This window comes from Paraburkholderia sp. GW821-FHT02A12 (genome assembly GCF_059422005.1).
In genome coordinates this window covers 137,704-155,101 of record NZ_JBWKWA010000002.1, presented here as the reverse complement: position 1 = coordinate 155,101, position 17,398 = coordinate 137,704, and the positions used below count along the sequence as shown (strand labels likewise).

At 59.6% G+C, this 17,398-nt stretch carries 16 protein-coding genes; 4 read left to right on the top strand and 12 right to left on the bottom strand.

Annotation, left to right across the window (positions count from 1 at the left end):
- Positions 1 to 24 precede the first annotated feature (24 nt).
- From AC07WT_RS21955 to AC07WT_RS21900, 12 genes are all read right to left on the bottom strand, one after another.
- Positions 25 to 804, bottom strand: coding sequence for a heparin lyase I family protein (locus AC07WT_RS21955; protein ID WP_494948573.1), 780 nt, complete (start codon positions 802 to 804; stop codon positions 25 to 27).
- A complete protein-coding gene (locus AC07WT_RS21950) occupies positions 801 to 1,550 on the bottom strand; it encodes a WecB/TagA/CpsF family glycosyltransferase (RefSeq protein WP_494951003.1) in 750 nt (249 codons plus the stop codon). The genes AC07WT_RS21955 and AC07WT_RS21950 overlap by 4 nt, the downstream gene beginning before the upstream one ends.
- On the bottom strand, positions 1,540 to 2,538 hold the full coding sequence (locus AC07WT_RS21945; RefSeq protein ID WP_494948572.1) for a glycosyltransferase family 4 protein: 999 nt from the start codon (positions 2,536 to 2,538) through the stop codon (positions 1,540 to 1,542). The genes AC07WT_RS21950 and AC07WT_RS21945 overlap by 11 nt, the downstream gene beginning before the upstream one ends.
- Positions 2,535 to 3,842: a VpsF family polysaccharide biosynthesis protein gene (locus AC07WT_RS21940; RefSeq protein ID WP_494948571.1), complete on the bottom strand. Its 1,308-nt coding sequence runs from the start codon at positions 3,840 to 3,842 to the stop codon at positions 2,535 to 2,537. Before AC07WT_RS21940 ends, AC07WT_RS21945 begins: the two co-directional genes overlap by 4 nt.
- A 2-nt stretch (positions 3,843 to 3,844) precedes the next feature.
- On the bottom strand, positions 3,845 to 4,924 hold the full coding sequence (locus AC07WT_RS21935; RefSeq protein WP_494948570.1) for a glycosyltransferase: 1,080 nt from the start codon (positions 4,922 to 4,924) through the stop codon (positions 3,845 to 3,847).
- A complete protein-coding gene (locus AC07WT_RS21930) occupies positions 4,921 to 6,360 on the bottom strand; it encodes a lipopolysaccharide biosynthesis protein (RefSeq protein ID WP_494948569.1) in 1,440 nt (479 codons plus the stop codon). The genes AC07WT_RS21935 and AC07WT_RS21930 overlap by 4 nt, the downstream gene beginning before the upstream one ends.
- Positions 6,353 to 7,597: a UDP-N-acetyl-D-mannosamine dehydrogenase gene (wecC, locus tag AC07WT_RS21925; RefSeq protein ID WP_494948568.1), complete on the bottom strand. Its 1,245-nt coding sequence runs from the start codon at positions 7,595 to 7,597 to the stop codon at positions 6,353 to 6,355. The genes AC07WT_RS21930 and wecC overlap by 8 nt, the downstream gene beginning before the upstream one ends.
- Positions 7,598 to 7,656: 59 nt before the next feature.
- The gene (wecB, locus tag AC07WT_RS21920) at positions 7,657 to 8,784 is read right to left on the bottom strand and encodes a non-hydrolyzing UDP-N-acetylglucosamine 2-epimerase (RefSeq protein ID WP_494948567.1); all 1,128 of its coding nucleotides are present in this window, start codon (positions 8,782 to 8,784) and stop codon (positions 7,657 to 7,659) included.
- Positions 8,785 to 8,860: 76 nt separating this feature from the next.
- Complete coding sequence (locus AC07WT_RS21915; protein ID WP_494948566.1) at positions 8,861 to 11,062, bottom strand: polysaccharide biosynthesis tyrosine autokinase; 2,202 nt, start codon at positions 11,060 to 11,062, stop codon at positions 8,861 to 8,863.
- 3 nt (positions 11,063 to 11,065) lie between these two features.
- Positions 11,066 to 11,506, bottom strand: a complete 441-nt coding sequence (locus AC07WT_RS21910) for a low molecular weight protein-tyrosine-phosphatase (protein WP_494948565.1) — start codon at positions 11,504 to 11,506, stop codon at positions 11,066 to 11,068.
- Positions 11,503 to 12,666: a polysaccharide biosynthesis/export family protein gene (locus tag AC07WT_RS21905; RefSeq protein WP_494948564.1), complete on the bottom strand. Its 1,164-nt coding sequence runs from the start codon at positions 12,664 to 12,666 to the stop codon at positions 11,503 to 11,505. Before AC07WT_RS21905 ends, AC07WT_RS21910 begins: the two co-directional genes overlap by 4 nt.
- Before the next feature lie 149 nt (positions 12,667 to 12,815).
- Positions 12,816 to 14,231: an undecaprenyl-phosphate glucose phosphotransferase gene (locus AC07WT_RS21900; protein ID WP_494948563.1), complete on the bottom strand. Its 1,416-nt coding sequence runs from the start codon at positions 14,229 to 14,231 to the stop codon at positions 12,816 to 12,818.
- A gap of 408 nt (positions 14,232 to 14,639) precedes the next feature.
- Between AC07WT_RS21900 and AC07WT_RS21895 the strand changes: the two genes are divergently transcribed.
- The 4 genes from AC07WT_RS21895 to AC07WT_RS21880 all read left to right on the top strand — a co-directional run bounded on the left by AC07WT_RS21895 (position 14,640) and on the right by AC07WT_RS21880 (position 17,339).
- Positions 14,640 to 14,891, top strand: coding sequence for a transposase family protein (locus AC07WT_RS21895; RefSeq protein ID WP_494948562.1), 252 nt, complete (start codon positions 14,640 to 14,642; stop codon positions 14,889 to 14,891).
- Positions 14,857 to 15,033, top strand: coding sequence for a hypothetical protein (locus AC07WT_RS21890; protein WP_494948561.1), 177 nt, complete (start codon positions 14,857 to 14,859; stop codon positions 15,031 to 15,033). The genes AC07WT_RS21895 and AC07WT_RS21890 overlap by 35 nt, the downstream gene beginning before the upstream one ends.
- An 820-nt stretch (positions 15,034 to 15,853) precedes the next feature.
- Entirely contained in the window at positions 15,854 to 16,522 is a 669-nt protein-coding gene (locus tag AC07WT_RS21885; RefSeq protein WP_494948560.1) for a response regulator, read from the top strand.
- A 511-nt stretch (positions 16,523 to 17,033) separates the two neighbouring features.
- Positions 17,034 to 17,339 (top strand): hypothetical protein, encoded by a 306-nt coding sequence (locus tag AC07WT_RS21880; RefSeq protein WP_494948559.1) that lies wholly within the window; start codon positions 17,034 to 17,036, stop codon positions 17,337 to 17,339.
- The last annotated feature ends 59 nt before the right edge of the window (positions 17,340 to 17,398 follow it).

The window sequence follows — 17,398 nt, the reverse complement described above, 5'->3', positions numbered from 1 at the left end:
CGTTCGGTACCTGAAAAAGGTACCTCAATTGAACGGCATTATCACCTTCTTCTTTGACATCAACATCGGCCCGAACGAGACGGCGCGGTATGTCACACTATCGGGCTCGGTGTCCCAGAGCCATTTGTAGATACCCACCTTGAGATAGGCTCGCATGTCGTGCTCGTATGCGTTCGGCAACCCGTGCTCACTGTAAACAGGCGCGCCGTCCTTATACAGTTCCGTTACAGCGGTTGCGCCTGCCCCGTCCGGAGCGTAATGCAGACGCCAGCAGATCGTCCGTCCCCTGTCGCTCGCAGGTGCGCCGAACGCGACACCTCTCGGCACCGACTTTGGATTCGAGCGAATTTGCAGCACGTACTGGTTACCTCTCAACAGAAGTGCGATCGGCGGAGAACCCACCGGCATTCCCTGGTGGATCTGCGTGATAATTTCAGCCTGGGCGGTGTCGATCTGGAAATCATTCGGCAAGCGCGTCGACCATTGCAGGATGTAATCCTTGCCATCCGCGAAAGTCGCGTCGTTCAAGACAACTTCTGCACGCGGGGATGCGTTCGCGACTCGCGCAAAATCGTCCGTCCGGCTGAGTTGCACATTTAACATCAGCTCGCCCCCCGGCACGACCGGACCGATCGCGACGGACTGCGGTGTCGGCGCCTGGACCGACAGCCCACGAAGACCGTGGCTCCAATTGACCGACGTGACCGGCGCATAACCCTCCGGCTGGTCGAATTCGCACGTCGCAGGCGCCGCGCCTGCGACACATGCATACGAATACATGAACAAAAGCGGGATACGCTTCATTTGGAGACGTTCGAGTTCAGTTTTGCACGCATCATCATGTATGCAAAAAACGCATTGGTCGTCAAATACCGTCGCCACATTCGCCGTGGCTCCTGAAGCACCCGAAACAGCCACTCAAGCCCTGCCTGCTGCATCCAGCGTGGTGCGCGGCGTACGTGCCCCGCCATCACGTCGAACGTGCCGCCGACACCCATCACAAATGAAACTCCCAACTGGTCACGCCACCGATCGATGAAGATCTCCTTGTGCGGTGATGTAATCGCGACAAACAGCAGTTTCGCACCTGACGCGCGGATTCTGTCCACCATCGCCTGCTCGTCGTCCCAGAAATAGCCGTGATGGAAGCCTGCGATGTGCAGACCGGGGTACCGGTTTGCCGCCACGTCCGCCACTTTCGCCACCACGTGTTCGCGCGCACCGAGCAGATAAACCGGAAACCCCCTTCTCGCTGCCATCGCCAACAACGCGCCGAACAAGTCGACTCCGGTCACACGCTCCGGAATGTCGTGTCCGAGTGAGCGCGCGCCCCAGACGACCCCCATTCCATCCGCATTAACAATATCGCATGCGTTAACCGCATCGGCCAGGCGAACGTCGCGCTGCATGTTCACGATTTTCGCGACGTTAACGACCGCGTGCTGCGTAAACGTATTCACGTCAATTCGACTCTCGATTAGCGCAACGGTCTCTGCCGCAGTCAACGCGTCAATCCTCGCGGAAAAGAAAGTGATGCTACTAGCGGTCATGAGCTGGACTCCTCTTGATTTGGAAACGTCTTCTCCTGGATAGCGTTGCCCGATAAAGCGCAAGCACGTTTTCGGCGACCTGTGACGACAGGTATCCGCCCGACGCGAGACGTCGCGGGCCATCGCTCCGCTCGCCGGCCTCGAGCACCCGGAACAGTAATTCGGCAATATCTTCCGGATCCCGGCTGCCGGCAACGTGGCACGCGCGTACGCCGGACAACATCCGCTCGACATCGCCGACGTTGACCGAGACGACCGGTAGGCCGCAAGCCATCGCTTCCTTGACCGATTGCGGCGAGCCCTCGCGCTTCGACGTCATCAGCAGCGCATCCGCTTCCTGCAGCAGTCGGCAGACCTCCTGGCGGTTCAGCCCGTCGATATGGCGTTCGAAGATGGGTAATGGATAACGCGCCCTTACGATCGTCAGAACACGCTCAAACAACGGGTAATCCTTCTCCTGCCGCGATGCGCTCGACGGAAACACGACGATTCGCTCAGGTCTTCCGCCAGGCACCGAGTCGAGTGGCTTGAAGAGCGCATCGTTCACCGCGCACGGAATTGTCACGCAATGCGGATTCACTGTCCGGATCGCGTGACGGATTTCATCGCTGACCGCAATGCACGCATCCGCGAATTGCACCGATGCAAGCGTCACGAAGCGCAACGCTTTGCTACCGAGCACATCCGAGCCATGCAGCGTGACGACGATCCTTGCACGCGACAGGACCCGGACGAGCGCAGCGGTCCACGCCGTCAAGCCGAAGTGATAGTGAACAACGTCATAGCGTGTGCCCCAGACGCGCAGCAGAACCTGCGCCGCCGAGCCCAGGTAGGCGAATCGCGAAGCGAACCCCCGGACCGTGATGACGTCGACACACACATCCGGAAGCAGGCGCAATGCGGCAACCTGCTCGGATACGAAGATGCCCTGACTGGGGTGCGTCGGATTCTCCCCCGCCAGCATATTCGTGACGACCAGTACTCTCATGCCTTCCTCCGATGCAGGCTGGCCACCGCCCGCGGACATTCGCCGACGGACACCGCGACGCCGTCCGGGATGTGTCGTGCCGGTTCGCTTGCCGTTGCAACCGATACGGATTCGATCCGCTCAAGCCATCTGCATCTCGCACACCAGATGCCGACGATCAACAGGAAAAACGCCGGCGTTTTGGTAATGAGCGAGTTGTTGGTCAACGCGACCACAAAGAACACCAGCAAGATCACCAAGAACCGTGTGCGCATCACCGCCGCATCGGTGGCCAGTTTGCGCCCCGTTGCATAGCCGAAATACCCAATGGCCACGGTACAGACGACGCCAAACGCCAGCACATAACCCACCAGAAAATTTTCAATGACGCCGATACCGGCATTGTTCATGATCCGGGTGATATCGATCGTGCTGTTGCCCACGAGCAAGCGCCACCAGTCGAGCTGTTGAAGCAGGTCGACCGATTTGACACGCACGGCCGCGCTATCGTCGTATGCGCCGACCTGCGAGATGCGCGTGCCGACGACACCTGAAAGCAGGAGCCACGTAATACCGCCCGCGCATGCCGTCGCCCCGGCCATGAACACCGCGATGCGCCCGGCCGACGCGAGACCGTAACGCGCGAACGTCACCGCATTGACAAGCAGATAAATGGCAAGTGCGCCGCGCGCACCGAACGCTATTAGCGCGCCGACCGTCAGGACAAAGATCAGCACCGACGTCAGCCGGCGCACGCATGTCTGCTGGCAGACTGACAATGTAACCAAAATCAGCGCGTTATTCAGCGGATGCCCTTGCAGGGCAGTCGAACGAAAGTACTCGCCGTACCAGTCGTCGATCGTGATCAAATTGGCATGCGCAACCACTTCCAGCATCGCGAGGATCGATTCGATCAAGATGAACAGCGTGATCATCCGTGACAGGCGTCTCGCCACACGTTGTGTCGTGAACGGCAGCACGGCCGCAAGCAGGAACGCCGCAACGATCGTATCGACCGCAAAGCCCAGCGATTGACCCGCGCTTTGCAGCGACTTCATGACCAAGATTGCACAGGTCACCCCCGCTCCGGCGACTGCGACACGAAACCGCGAACTGTTCGCCGCATGCTTGAGCGAACGCCCACCGCAAACGATCACCAGAAACGCGATGACCGTCAACACGGTATAAGGGTGGACCTTCAGCCCGCCGTCGGCCGCCTCCGTCGAATAATTCAAGCCGGCCATATTGAGCGCCGCGCCGCTTATGAACAATGCGAAAAAGACTGCCAGCACGACGCATTCGCCCGCGATCAGGGACCGTCTCAATCTCATTGCTCGAACCCCGCTACACGCAGATATTGCGCACCGATCTCCTCGAGCGAGAAATCGCGCGCCCGCATCACCTGACGTGACGGATCGAACCGGCGCCCCAGCGAATCAGCGATCGCGCGCGCCATCGCCGACACATCGTCGACCGGGACCAGCATACCGAAACGGCCGTTTTCCAAAATCTCGGCCGGCCCGTGCATGCATTGCGTCGATACGATCGGAAGACCGAACGACAGCGCTTCGACGATCACGTTACCGAAACCTTCCACTCGTGACGAACACACGAACAGATCGGCGGTGCGATAGGCATCGAAGACCTGCGCGCTGAATCCCGGCAGCGACACAGAGTCGACCACGCCTTCGGATTCGACCAGCGCCTCGAGCCTGGCGCGCTCCTTCCCTTCGCCGAGGATCGTCAGACGGGCGCCGACAACTTCCCTGCGGACCTGCGCGAATGCGTGAATCAGCGTGTCAAAGCCCTTCTCCCACGCAAGCCGCCCGACCGCCAGGATGTTCGGGCACGCCGCAATCTGGCGCGGGTCCGTCAATGCTTCGCCGGGCACATAGCAGGGGTTGTGGATAACGACGATGTTGCGCCGTCCGATGCGCGGCATGCGCGCATCCAGCTCCGCAGCAATTCCCCCCGATACGGCAACGATCGCATCGCTAAACGGATACAGCAGCATCGTGATGGCCTGCTTGACGCGGCCTTTGAAGCCGGACGGATGAAACGTGATCGACGTGTGCTCGCTCACGATGAGCCGCGTCCGCTTTCCACGACCGATTCCGGCGAAGAGCGAAATCAGGTTGGCGTACGGCAGCAGCGAAATTAGACTCCGTACGCGATGACGTGCAAGCAGTCCGCGCAGTTCGAACACGCGCCCCAAATGACGCCTGCTATTTGCGACGATCAACGTCACGCCGGGCGGCAACGCGAAGTCGAGGTTCCGATCGTGAATAAATATCCCCACGCGCAACCCGCAGCTCGCCATGTATCGCGCGACTTCCACCGCGACCCGCTCGGCGCCGCCTCCGCGCAGCGATGGGATATGAATCAGAACGTCGAAAACCATATTCATGATCTTCTCGTCATGAGCGACCGCGCCACGAGCGACCGGCAGGCGCCTACGTCCAACAGATACATCCCGGCCGCAAACGCGATGACGGCACCCGCCGCCGCGAGCATCCCCTGCCACGGTCGGGCAATGCCGCCCGGCAGGCTGGCTACGCCGATGACCGACCCGACGGCACCGGACGCGAGACAGACGAGCGCCAGCACGCCGATGCTCCCGGCCAGTTGGCCGACATTGACGAACGAACGGGACAACAGTGCACTCAGCAGCAATGACACGCCATGCGCAATCGCCAGACCGACGAGCATTCCGGGCAGCCCCCCGAGCTTCGCGCCGCCGTACAGCGCGACGACGGCCACGCAGAGGGTAGCGAAGTTGATCGTCATCAGCACATGGGTTTTCGAAAACAGGTGATAAGCCTGATCGAAGAAATGCATCCGGAACGCGCTGAGGACGGCGATGGCCAGAAGCGGCAGCACGATTGGCTCCGCCGCCACGCCCAGCGTCTTGCCCAACAGCAACGGGAAGGCGACGTCATGCGCACAGTACAGTGCGGTCGATATGGCCAGCACGCCGGACAGCATCAGGATGCCGGTTCTGGCATGGAGCTGGCGATATGCATCGTCGGTGCGCTGTTCCTTTTCACGCAACAGCCACGGATATGCCGGCGTCACGACGAGCAGGCAGGCGGCAGTAATGACATTTGTCACGAGGGTCGCTGCCGCCGCGTACACACCGACTGTCGTCGCCGATTCGAACTGGGCGAGAATCGGCCGATCGAGACGCGTCAACGCCGTCGTTGCGACGAACACGGGGATCAGCGGCAAACCATAGCGGATCATGTCGATCAGATCAGCTTTGCTGAATTTGCCGCCTATCGATGCTTTGCGCGCATGCCAGCCGCAGACGATTGCCGTTGCGACGAACACCAGCGCCGATGTCACAAGCACGGTACCGACCGAATGCGTGACCCGGTAGGCGAGCGCACCCGCCAGCGCCGCGCCCAGCGTTAGCAGCACAGCTCCGCACGCATAGCGCAGCCCGGCACCCGCGGCACGCGCCAGTTCCTGCGCGTAGAGCGCCGCACTCTTGGCGAGTCCCATCGCAATCACGGCGAGCCATTCCGCCGGGATCGGTGCGCCGAGCGCGCGCGCCGCCAGTACGACAACGATCACCGCCGCCGCCATGCCCGCGCCGGTCAATTGCGACGTGGTCAGTAAGGCAGTCAAGCCGCTCTGCTCGCGGGATGCCCAGAACTTCACCAACGCCAGCCGATGCCACTGGAACAGCACCCCCTGAAAAGCCTCGACTAGCGCCAGATACACCGCAAGTCGGCCATAGTCCGGCGCATCGAGCGTGTGCGCGTACAGCACAAGCGACCCGACGCCGCCGATCAGCGAGATCGCGTAACCTGCGGCGAGGCCCAATCCCTTCCTAGCCATTCGACAACAACCCGCGCGTGTCGATCACCACCTTCGCCTGCAGCCGTACCGGATCGACTCGCTTGAACTGCACATGGTCGACGAGAATCACCACGACGTCCGCTTCGGCGAGCGCATCATTCAGTTCACAAAGATGAACCTTTCCCTCAAGCGTGTCTGGCAGCTTGCTGATGTTCGGCTCGACCACCATCACCTGGCCGGCAAACCGCTCTGACAACTCATAGGCAATCTCAAGTGCCGGGCTCTCCCGCAAATCATCGATATTGGCCTTGAATGCCAGCCCCAGGCACGCGATCCTCGGCTCCCTGAATCGCTTTGCTGCGCGTTCTACCCGGTCCATCACATAGCGCGGCTTGTCGTCGTTGACCGTTCTTGCGGTCCGAATCAGCCGCGCCTGCTCGGGGGCGGAATCCACGATGAACCACGGGTCGACCGCAATGCAGTGCCCGCCGACGCCCGGTCCCGGCTGCAAAATGCTTACGCGCGGGTGGCGATTGGCCAGTCGGATCAGCTCCCATACGTTGATATCGAGTTGATCGCAGATCAACGACAACTCGTTCGCAAACGCGATGTTCACGTCACGAAAAGAGTTTTCGGTGAGCTTGCACATCTCCGCGGTGCGCACGTCCGTGAGAATGCAGTCGCCGCGCACAAAGCTTTGATAAAGCTCGCGTGCCAGCTCGCCGCAGCGGGGCGTCATGCCGCCGATCACACGATCGTTCTCGACGAGTTCGCGAATCACATGCCCAGGCAGCACGCGCTCGGGGCAATGCGCAACGCGAATATCCGAGTTCTCCCCGCGCTGCTGGGGAAAGGTAAGATCCGGACGAAGTTCGGCCATCCAGGCCGCCATCTGCTCGGTTGAACCAACCGGTGAGGTGGATTCGAGCACGACCAGATCGCCCTTTTTTAACACCGGCGCAATCGCTCGGCTCGCGGACTCGATGTAGCTCAGATCCGGCTTGTGGCCGTCGCTGAAAGGCGTCGGCACCGCGATGAGAAATGCGTCAGCGGGCTCGGGAGTCAGCGCCGCGCGCAAATACCCCTGCGTGACGGCCGCGTGAACTAGCATGTCAAGCTCCGGCTCGACGATATGGATCGCCCCCCTGTTGATCGTGTCAACCGCATGCGGATTGGTGTCGACGCCAATTACCTGCTTGCGCCGCGCAGCAAAAGCCGCTGCCGTGGGCAGGCCGATATAGCCGAGCCCGACGACCGAAATCACATTGAAGTCCACGTTCTGTTGCCTCTGACAGTTATATTGATCAAGATAGTTCTGCGTAGGGAAACACCGGCTTATATAGCCGCGTTGAGTGCGCGGGCAATACGATCCGACGCCCGTCCGTCGCCATACGGATTGATTCCGCGGCTCATCGCGCCATATGCCGCCGGGTCGTCGAGAAGTTGCGAGACACCGTCGACGATGGCCTGCACATTGGTACCGACCAGCCTCACAACACCGGCATCGACCGCTTCCTGACGCTCCGTCGTATCGCGCATCACCAGCACTGGCTTGCCGAGCGACGGCCCCTCTTCCTGAACGCCGCCTGAATCGGTCAGGATCAGATATGCTCGATCCATCAGCAAAACGAACGGAAGATAGTCGAGCGGTTCAATCAGATGAATATTCGAAATGCCGGTGAGCAAGCGATTCACCGGTGCACGCACCGATGGATTCAGGTGCATCGGATAGATCACATCGATCTCCGGACGGTCATGCGCGATCCGCGCCAACGCTCTGCAAATGCGCTCGAAACCCTCGCCAAAGCTTTCGCGCCTGTGTCCAGTGACGAGCAGCACACGCCGGTCGGGGTCGATGGCCGGCAGATACCGTTCAGTCCTTGCGCGAAGTTGAGCATCGTCCTCAAGCATTCCACGAACCTGCAGAAGCGCGTCAATCACGGTATTGCCCGTGACCACGATCCTTTTTTCCGGAACGTTCTCCGCTAGCAGGTTCAGACGCGCAAGCCCGGTCGGTGCGAAATGCAGCGCTGCCAGCGCCCCCGTCAATTTACGGTTAGCCTCCTCGGGCCACGGCGACAGCAGATTTCCAGTGCGCAGGCCGGCCTCGACGTGCCCGACCGGAATACGCTGATAAAACGCCGCGAGACTCGAGACCATCGTCGTCGTGGTGTCGCCGTGCACAAGTACCACGTCTGGTCTACAGTCTTTCAGCACGTCGCGCATCCCGAGCATGATCGAACTCGTCACGCCGTAGAGATCCTGACCCGGCTTCATGACGTTCAAGTCGAAATGCGGCTGGATCTGGAACAGTTCCAGCACCTGATCGAGCATCTCTCTATGCTGGCCGGTCACACACACAAAAACGTCGAGGCCGTCAGTCTGTTTGAGCTTTCTGACAAGCGGCGCCATTTTTATGGCCTCGGGTCGAGTCCCGAATGTGAGCAGTATTCTTTTGTTCATAGATGTTCAGGCATATTGACAATCAGCATGCCGCAAGACATGCGTACGGATTGACACGATGCGATATTCAGTCGGTTCAATCCGCGACACTTTGGTACGCGGAGAATGCCCCGTAGGCAGTGGCATGCTGCGGTACGCCGCACAGCAGGATGCCGCTGACCGAAACCCCGGCGCTGCCAAGCAGCCGCATGGTTTCATGCAGCTCTGCTGCGCTATGCTGGCCGTGGCGCATCGTCAACAGAGTGGTCCCGGCGTGCTGGCCAATCAAGGCAGCATCGGTCACCGCCAGAACAGGCGGCGTATCCACGATCACGACGTCATATTCATGCGAGAGCTGACTGAGAACGCTGCCGAAGCGCGCGCTCATCAGCATTTCCGCCGAGTTGGGTATGCTCGTGCCGCGTGTCAGCACATCGAGGTTCTGGAGAACCTGGCGGCGGACGGCTAGTCTGGCTTCCTCCCCCGCCATGACTTCCTGCAGCCCAGGAACGCGTGCAATTCCGAGATAACCATGAAGATCCCCGCGCCGCATGTCCGCATCGATCAGCAAGACCCGCCGGCCCGCCGACGCAAGAACAGCAGCGAGATTCACCGAGACGAACGACTTGCCGACACCGGGACGCGGACCGGTGATCATCACCACGTTATTCGGCGTATTTGCGAGGCGGAGCTGCAATGCTGTGCGCAGACTGCGGATGCTTTCCACTGCAACATCGTCTGGTGCCGACACGGCCAGTACACGTGTACCACCTTCGTTACGCACCGAGGCGCGCCGCAAGCGGGCCTGACGCTCGCTTTGCGAGATGGCCGCATAGACCGGTACGCCCGCCACCTGTTCGATTTCAAGCGTGCTTTCCAGGCCGCCGTGAAATGAGCGGCGCGCAAACGCAACACCGGCACCTAGCAGCAGACCCAATACGGCAGACCCGGCGATAACCAGAAGCTTCTTAGGTTTAACCGGTTTTTCCGCTACTACCGCAAAGTCGACGACACGGACGTCGCCCTGCTGCCCCGCCTTGACGACGCGGAGCTGCTGCGAGCTGTCGAGCAGGTTCGTATAAAGCTGCGTATTGACCTTCACGTCACGCGCCAGGCCCATCGCGGTCTGCTCGATTTCCGGAAGTGCCGAGACCTGTTTGTTGAACGTGTCCTGCTCGCGCAGCAGGTCGGCCAGTTGCGCGTCGATGGCCACGACGGACGGATAATTCGCTGTATAGCGCTGCATCAGTTCTTCGCGCTGCTGCTGCAGCGTCAGCATTCTCGTCTTGCCATCGACGATCGACTCCAGCAGCAGACGGCTCTCCTGAGCTAGATCGAGCGTATGGTTGCGGGTTCGGAACGCGTTGTAGCGCTGCTCGGCCTTATCGAGATCCGCTTTCAACTGCGGAAGTTGACTGGATAGAAAGGTCAGCATCTGCTGCGCCTGACCTGCTTTCCAGTCGACGTTGCGCTGCACGTAGAGACGTACAATGGCGTTCACTGTGTCGGCTATCGTGGCACTGTCATTGCCTTCGAGCGTCACGCCAATGACACCGGACTGCTTCGTCTTCTCCTTGATGTCCAGCGCTTTTTGCAGATCCTGAGTCGTCAATTGGGTCGATGCGCGCGTCAGCCTGAACTGCGTCCCAGCACGCGCAACGATACTAGTCACCGTGAGGTTGACGGCGCCGTACTGCGTGATCCCGCTCGCCGCCTTGCCGACCCGCCCGTTCAGGATCACGTTGCCGCCCGGATCCTTGAGGTCGAAGCTCTGGTCCTTACTGGCGATGAGCGTGAATTTCTCCCCGTAGAGATCCGGCGGCACGTCGAACTGTGTGACCCGGATATCTTCCCCGCCCCACGCAAAACTGCCGAGCCCCAATAAGGGGGCCGCCAACTGTCCGGTCGGCGCGCGGCGCGCAATCCAGCCACCGATCAACGGGAGATAACGCGGCTTGGCCGTGATGTCGAGATGAAGAGCGCGAACGGTATCGTCGACGACTTTTCGCGAGCGGATCAGCTCAATCTGGGCGTCCGCGGTGGATTTGTCACCAAACAGCGCCGCCAGATCACCCAGCTTGTCATTGACCGAACTCGGACCGTCGTCCACCTGAACCATCGCATCGGCGCGGTACACCGGCTTGGCGAGAAACGCATAGGCGATGCCCAATGTCAGCGTGGCTGCAGCAACCAGCGCAATCAGAACCCGATATTGCCGTATCACCGTCACGATTTCGGACAGGTTGATCTCATCGCCAGTGTCAGGAGCCGCTGGACGGTTGTTGGTATGGGAAGTCATGTATCAGTTAGACATTCGCGCAACGGCGCCGGACCAGTGCGAAACGCCCTGCTCGATCTGCGCCATCGCCATTTCAAAGATGAAGCGATCCCGTCGGTATGGATCGACTACATCAAGTTGGTCGTGTTCGCCAAGGCGATATACCTTGCCTCTGGCGAATGGAAATTTCGTTTCGATCAACGCGCTCTGGCGCCGCGTCATCGTCAGGATCAACTGTGTGGCGCTCACTTGTGCAGATGACAGCTGTGTCGCGACATGCCCGCGAATGTCGATCCCTCGCTCGTCCATCAACTGCACGGCAACGGAATCGGCGCCGCGTCCAATGAGGGCATGCGTTCCCGCAGACACCACCGCGACATGCGGTAGCAGCTGCGCGAGCAGCGCCTGCGCTATCGGACTGCGGCAGATATTGCCCTCGCAAACGACCAGAATGTTGTCGATCACTTGGTGATGATCGCGCCCGTCAGGCCGGCATTGATCGCGGGCAGAAGCTGGCTGAGCACGCGGCTAAAGCGCGCGAGTCCGGTGCTGTCCACATACACGACGTCGTGAGGCTGCAAGTCGAACTGGTTGGCGAGCACCATCGACACCGGAGAACTCGCATCGAGACGGTATACATGTGGTGCTGTTCCCGTTGCGTCACGAATCACATACAACTTGGCCGCGTTGGCGGTAGCCACATTAAGGCTGCCCGCCTGAGATAACGCATCGCTCAAAGTCAGCTTGCCTGTCCTGAGCGGAACGGCAGTCACTGGGCGGTTAATCTCGCCCATCACGTAGACGCCGTTCTCATCGCGCGGCACGACGCGTAACAGGTCACCGTCCTTCAACACGAGCCTCGACGGGTTTTGCCCACTCTCGAGCATCAGGGACAGATTGACCGGGTACGTCACGCCATTGCGTACCAGCGCCATCCGGCTCTGATCCGCTGCCGGTGTGAAACCGCCGGCGCGATTGATTGCCTCATAGAGGGTCATCGGAATGTCGTTTACGATCTGAACGCCCGGCGTGTGAACCTCCCCGTCGATATAGACCTTCTTGGCGCGATACGATGCAACTCGCACTGTTACCTGCGGATTGCGCAACATGGCCGATAGCCGCTGCGTGAGTAGCGCCTGAACCTGATCAGTGCGCAAACCCGCCACTTTCACCATGCCGGCGTATGGAAACTGGATTTCACCCGCCTGACCCACAACAAAACCAGCCGGGGCATCGGCCGGACGCGCCTGCGCCTGGCTCTGCGTGCCCAGCGCAGCAGCAAGTTCAGGGTGATCCCACACCGTGATCTGCAAAACGTCACCGGGGCCCAGCGTGTAGGGTTGCGGCACGGCGAACAGATTGAGCCCGCCCGCCACACCACCCTGGGCAGCCTCCCGACGCAATTGCTGGATCACCGACGCGTTGATATCGCTGATCGGCACCTGCGCCGACGCCGAGTCCATCGCGCGCTCGTTTTCCTGGAAGACCGGATTCAGTGCTTGACCGCTCATGTGCATGCCCGGCGCAGCCGAGCACCCGCAAAGCAATAAGGTCATCGCAACGACCAGAATTGCGCGGTGCCGGGTCATTCTTCCGCGCTTGTCTATCAACCTCGTGTTCAACATGTTTCGCGACCTGCTGGTCATCCATTTTCCTGGTCGGCCGATGAGATGTCACCGACATCGTTCGCCGTCCGTTTTCGTTTAAACCTTCCGGCACGCGGCACTGTCACACACCACCGGCTTCATTGATCCTGTTGCTGCTGTCCAATTCGTCAGTACGCGTTCCGGTGCAGGAAGCCATTCTTGATGGTCGCCACCACGATGCGCATATCCAGTGCGAACGACCAGTTCCTCAGGTAATAGAGATCGTGTTCGACCCGGCCCTGCATCTTCTCGACGCGATCCGTTTCACCACGGAAGCCATTCACTTGTGCCCAGCCTGTAATGCCGGGCTTGATTCGATAACGGTGGATATAGCCGTCGACAATCTTCTGATAAAGGTTGTCGTGTTCGATGGCGTGCGGACGGGGTCCAACCACCGACATTTCCCCACGCAGTACATTGATGAACTGCGGCAATTCGTCGAGACTCGTGCGCCGCAAGAAGCCACCGATCCGCGTGATGCGTGAATCGTTGCGCGTGGCTTGCCTGACTACGCCAGACTCCTCGACGTGTACGCGCATCGTGCGGAATTTGTAGATCTTGAATACCCTGCCGTCAGCCCCACGGCGGCGCTGCGTAAACAGCACCGGCCCTTTCGACGACAACTTGACTGCGATGGCAACGGTGAGTAGGAGCGGCGCCAGCGCAGTCAGCGCGAATGCAGCGAAAACGCGGTCGAACAGGGCCTTCTGCACCAGCGCATGCGCTGACAGCGGCGAGGCGGCAAGATTGATTGCTGGCACACCCACCAGCTCGACCATCTCGCCGCCGAACATCGCCAGACTGTGCACGCCAGGAATAAACCGGATATTGACAAGATCCTCCCTGAACACATTCAGGATGTTCAACACCGTTGTCTCTTCGGAGATGGGGAGTGCCAGCCACACCTCCGGAATCTCGCTTTCACGCACGTGGACAACAAACGCCTCAAGGTCGTCGTACGCCTTTATGCCGGGACGCGCGAGCATCGCAGTCGGTTGTACGTTGAACAGGGCGGCCGCGCGAAAACCCGATGACGACGCCGCTTCGATTTTGCTGATTAGCTCGTCGCAGTTCGCACCTACCCCGACAATGGCCACGCGGCGCAGGTTATGTCCGGCTTGGCGAACGTGCCCCAGTACCGTATGAGCAATCACCCGCGAAACAACGAGGCCAGCGCCCGTGTTCATGGTCCAGCAGACACACCAAGCGCGCGAGATAAGCGCGGTTTGATGGAAAGCAAACATCAGCGCCAACCCACAGCCTTGTGCAACGAGCCATGCGAACGCGATGTTTCCGGAGAGCCGTATTTTTGAACGCCCCCTCCATGACCGATAGACGCCAAACAAGGGAAATACCAGCAGCGCTAAGGCCACGGCCGATGCAACGAAGGCTGTTTCGATCAGCGGATGCAATAGACGTGTCGAAAGCATCGAGGAAGCGGCCATTGCGCCGGCTGCAATCACCACGACGTCAAGCAATCTGGCAAGCGCACCTTGCAGTTCAATGGAGTCACTGCTTGATGGCCTACCAATGGACGAAACCATGTTTTTACGCTTTTCCCTTACCAACGCAATGCAAGAAGAGTTCGCTTCACGCGAGCTTCAGCATCTCTCTCTGATTACGTCGATAGAATTCCCCACCACACCCTAGACAGCAGGCGCATAGCAACTAAGCGATGCACAGATTTCTGATGCGCGCAATTCCCAACTCGCGCTTTCTCGGTCTCCGACTACGAGACTGGGGCGTATTGTGAGTCCTGCAAGGGCGCAGATAAATCAGACCAGAACGAAATTTGCAACGAATTAAATAGGACTTTGACCAGACGTGTGGAAGCCGCGCGTCACGCCCAGGGTGATTGCATGAAGGGTCGTTAACAATCAATGGCTTACGCAAGAGCCTTGTAAGGCAATGTTGTTCAAGGGTTTACTTCTGCCTTTTACGAGGCGGAAGTGATGGAAGAAGACGGCGTCCTGAGCATTGAAAAAGCGTTTGGTGATCTTTGCGATCCGCGCAGTCGGACGCCGACATACGATCTGACGGAAATGCTGATGGTGGCATTGTGCGCGGTCCTGTGTGGCACGGACAACTGGGTCGCCATCCAGCTGTGGGGCGAAGAGAAACTGGACTGGCTGCGCCGGCATATCCCGCACTGGGTGCTCGACGTGGCCTTTGGCGAAGACCAGTGCAGGGTACGCGTGGATTAACGCCGCGCAGAACTTCGCAATCCTGCACCGCATTGCGCTGAATCTGCTCAAACGCGACACGAAGACCAAAGTCGGACTGAAGAATCGCCGTCTCAAGGCCTGCATCAGCGACCGCTATCGCGCCGAAATGCTCGGCTGGTAAGGATCTTCATGCAATCGCCCTGCAAGGCGCAAGGCACTTGACTGATTTTCGTATCAGTCATATTTGGCTTGTCATGCCGAATGCCTACACTCGCATGCGGCCTGTGTGCTGTCGCTCCCAGAGAAATCATGGCGGAGCCGAGCGGGCACCACTTCCAACGATCGGTCCGACCGCCTGTTCAGAGTACGCCATTCCAATGATCCCCATGAGAAGACCGAGCCAATTCCCTGCCACCCATGCACTATTGCTGTTCGTCGAGTTAAGCGATCCAAACCGGGAACGCTTCATCTCGTCGATGAACGAATTCCTCCTGGCGTCACCGAAATGGCGGCGACGATTGATTGAGCAATGGAAACTCGAATGTGCACAGGAATTCCCTACCGTAGCAGGCGCGTGACGGACAACCACGGTCTTCTCCAGGCGCCAGATCGAATCTCACGGCTATCGCGAAACGCTTCCCTCTCGCTCAGTCACGATTCATCCGGGCGGTGGAGCTGCGTTCAATCGCCGGTTCGCCCGCATCTGAGCATCATCACTTCCGTTGCTGGATCAGCGCGGCGGCAAAGCATTCCGGGACGAGCCGCTTTTGACTGACGCGGCGCCCGTTCTGCGGCGCCCGTTCAGCACCAGCCGGAAAGACGCTGACAGTGATTCGACGAGCAATTCGTTGTCTGTGATGCGATTTGAGACTTGTCCGATGCGAACAACCGTCAGTGCAGAACTGGTCCGATGCAGGATTGCATAAGGTTCAGATACAGTGCCTGGATGGCATTTGCATTGCCACCATCCACGTCAGCCAACGGACTCTCGCATATTCACGATGAAGATCAACATAATTCTTGCGGATGATCACCCAGCGTTGATCCTGGGTATCAAGCAGGCGCTTGCCGGCATTCACACGATTAGCGTCGTCGGCACCGCGAGGAACTCAACTGAGATCGTGGAACTCCTGTCCCGGGAAATGTGCGACGTCCTCGTAACTGACTATACGATGCCCGGCGGGAAGTTCGGTGATGGGATGGCGCTTATATCGTTCCTGCGACGGCGATATCCGGCGCTCAGACTGATCGTCTTTACGGCAATCGAGAATCCCGCCATGACTCAGGGGATGTTGAAGCTTGGCGTTCAGTCAGTGCTCGGAAAAATCGACGACGTGGGGCATCTGATTACGGCGATTCACGCGGTTCACGCCGGCGCGGTGTACGTTTTGCAAGGCGACAGGAACAGCGGTCCCCGTGTCCGCGTGCCGAGGCCAGTTGTCAACGGCATCGAGCAGTTGAGCAAACGTGAGGCCGAGGTGGTACGCCTGTACGTCTCCGGGTGGTCCATCAACGAAATTGCGGTGCAGGTACATCGCACCAAGCAGACCGTCAGCGCCCAGAAAACGAGTGCGATGCGCAAACTGGGGGTGACTCGGGATGCTGACTTGTTCCGCTTTGCGTATGAAACCGGACTCATGGTTGAGGGCGCTCCTCGCGACGTGCGCTGACAGATAGCCGGCCAGATACGGATAGGCCTGTCCGGCAGATGCCGTGGCTCAAAAATGGCGATAGCTGATCGAGTGCGACGTGCTCAGGGGCGAACGCATTTCATATTGTCCTGGCCTCATGGCCGGGTAGTTTCTCTTTCCGGATATTCATACCTGCGAGAGCTGCGACAGGCGGCTGGCTGATCGCATCCGGAAGATGCGGCAACGCTCCGATCTGAGCCATTGGGCGGATGTGTGTTTGAAAGCGCGGCCCGTACTCCGCTGGCTGCCGCCCTTTTCAGATCCGCTGACCAGTCTGCCGCGAATACGTGTACCCGCGCCCGCCTGTGACCAGGGCAAAAACCGTTTGCGGTGATGGTGACGGAGTATCCAGCCGACATTCTGGTGCCGCAGTTGCCCGCTGAGAGGTTCAGGGGCACGCTGGGCATTCTCTCCGCCGATCGCCACGACGCCGATTGGCCTCGGCCTGATTTCGCTGGAGACCGGACAACTGCTATTGAGCAGCCCGGCAATGAACGATATCGCGTCACGCTGCATCGACGCTGATCGTATCCTTTTTGGCGACCTGATCCGACGTCACAGGGGCTCCCTGGTCAATGCAGATCGACCTGCGATGGTCGGCACGGACCTGTCGCCGTCGACATACGACAATGGAGAAATTCACCTTGCCGTGAGTGCGGCGCCTGCGCGATACCGGAACAGGGATGTCCTCGTTGCTGCTTTTGTCGACGTCACCGACAAGCGTCGATTGGTTCAACAGTTACAAGACGCGGTCCGGGTGGCAGAGGATGAGCGCGGTGGACGACCGGCTCGATGACCTAGAGTCGGCGCTTTACGAGCAGATCGCAGCATCGGACACTACGCCGTAGGCAGTTG

Coding starts and splice junctions, on each gene's coding strand:
- AC07WT_RS21955 (WP_494948573.1), bottom strand. CDS start 804: ATGAAGCGTATCCCGCTTTTGTTCATGTATTCGTATGCATGTGTCGCA.
- AC07WT_RS21950 (WP_494951003.1), bottom strand. CDS start 1,550: ATGACCGCTAGTAGCATCACTTTCTTTTCCGCGAGGATTGACGCGTTG.
- AC07WT_RS21945 (WP_494948572.1), bottom strand. CDS start 2,538: ATGAGAGTACTGGTCGTCACGAATATGCTGGCGGGGGAGAATCCGACG.
- AC07WT_RS21935 (WP_494948570.1), bottom strand. CDS start 4,924: ATGAATATGGTTTTCGACGTTCTGATTCATATCCCATCGCTGCGCGGA.
- AC07WT_RS21930 (WP_494948569.1), bottom strand. CDS start 6,360: ATGGCTAGGAAGGGATTGGGCCTCGCCGCAGGTTACGCGATCTCGCTG.
- wecB (WP_494948567.1), bottom strand. CDS start 8,784: ATGAACAAAAGAATACTGCTCACATTCGGGACTCGACCCGAGGCCATA.
- AC07WT_RS21915 (WP_494948566.1), bottom strand. CDS start 11,062: ATGACTTCCCATACCAACAACCGTCCAGCGGCTCCTGACACTGGCGAT.
- AC07WT_RS21905 (WP_494948564.1), bottom strand. CDS start 12,666: ATGTTGAACACGAGGTTGATAGACAAGCGCGGAAGAATGACCCGGCAC.
- AC07WT_RS21900 (WP_494948563.1), bottom strand. CDS start 14,231: ATGGTTTCGTCCATTGGTAGGCCATCAAGCAGTGACTCCATTGAACTG.
- AC07WT_RS21895 (WP_494948562.1), top strand. CDS start 14,640: ATGGAAGAAGACGGCGTCCTGAGCATTGAAAAAGCGTTTGGTGATCTT.
- AC07WT_RS21885 (WP_494948560.1), top strand. CDS start 15,854: ATGAAGATCAACATAATTCTTGCGGATGATCACCCAGCGTTGATCCTG.
- AC07WT_RS21880 (WP_494948559.1), top strand. CDS start 17,034: ATGAACGATATCGCGTCACGCTGCATCGACGCTGATCGTATCCTTTTT.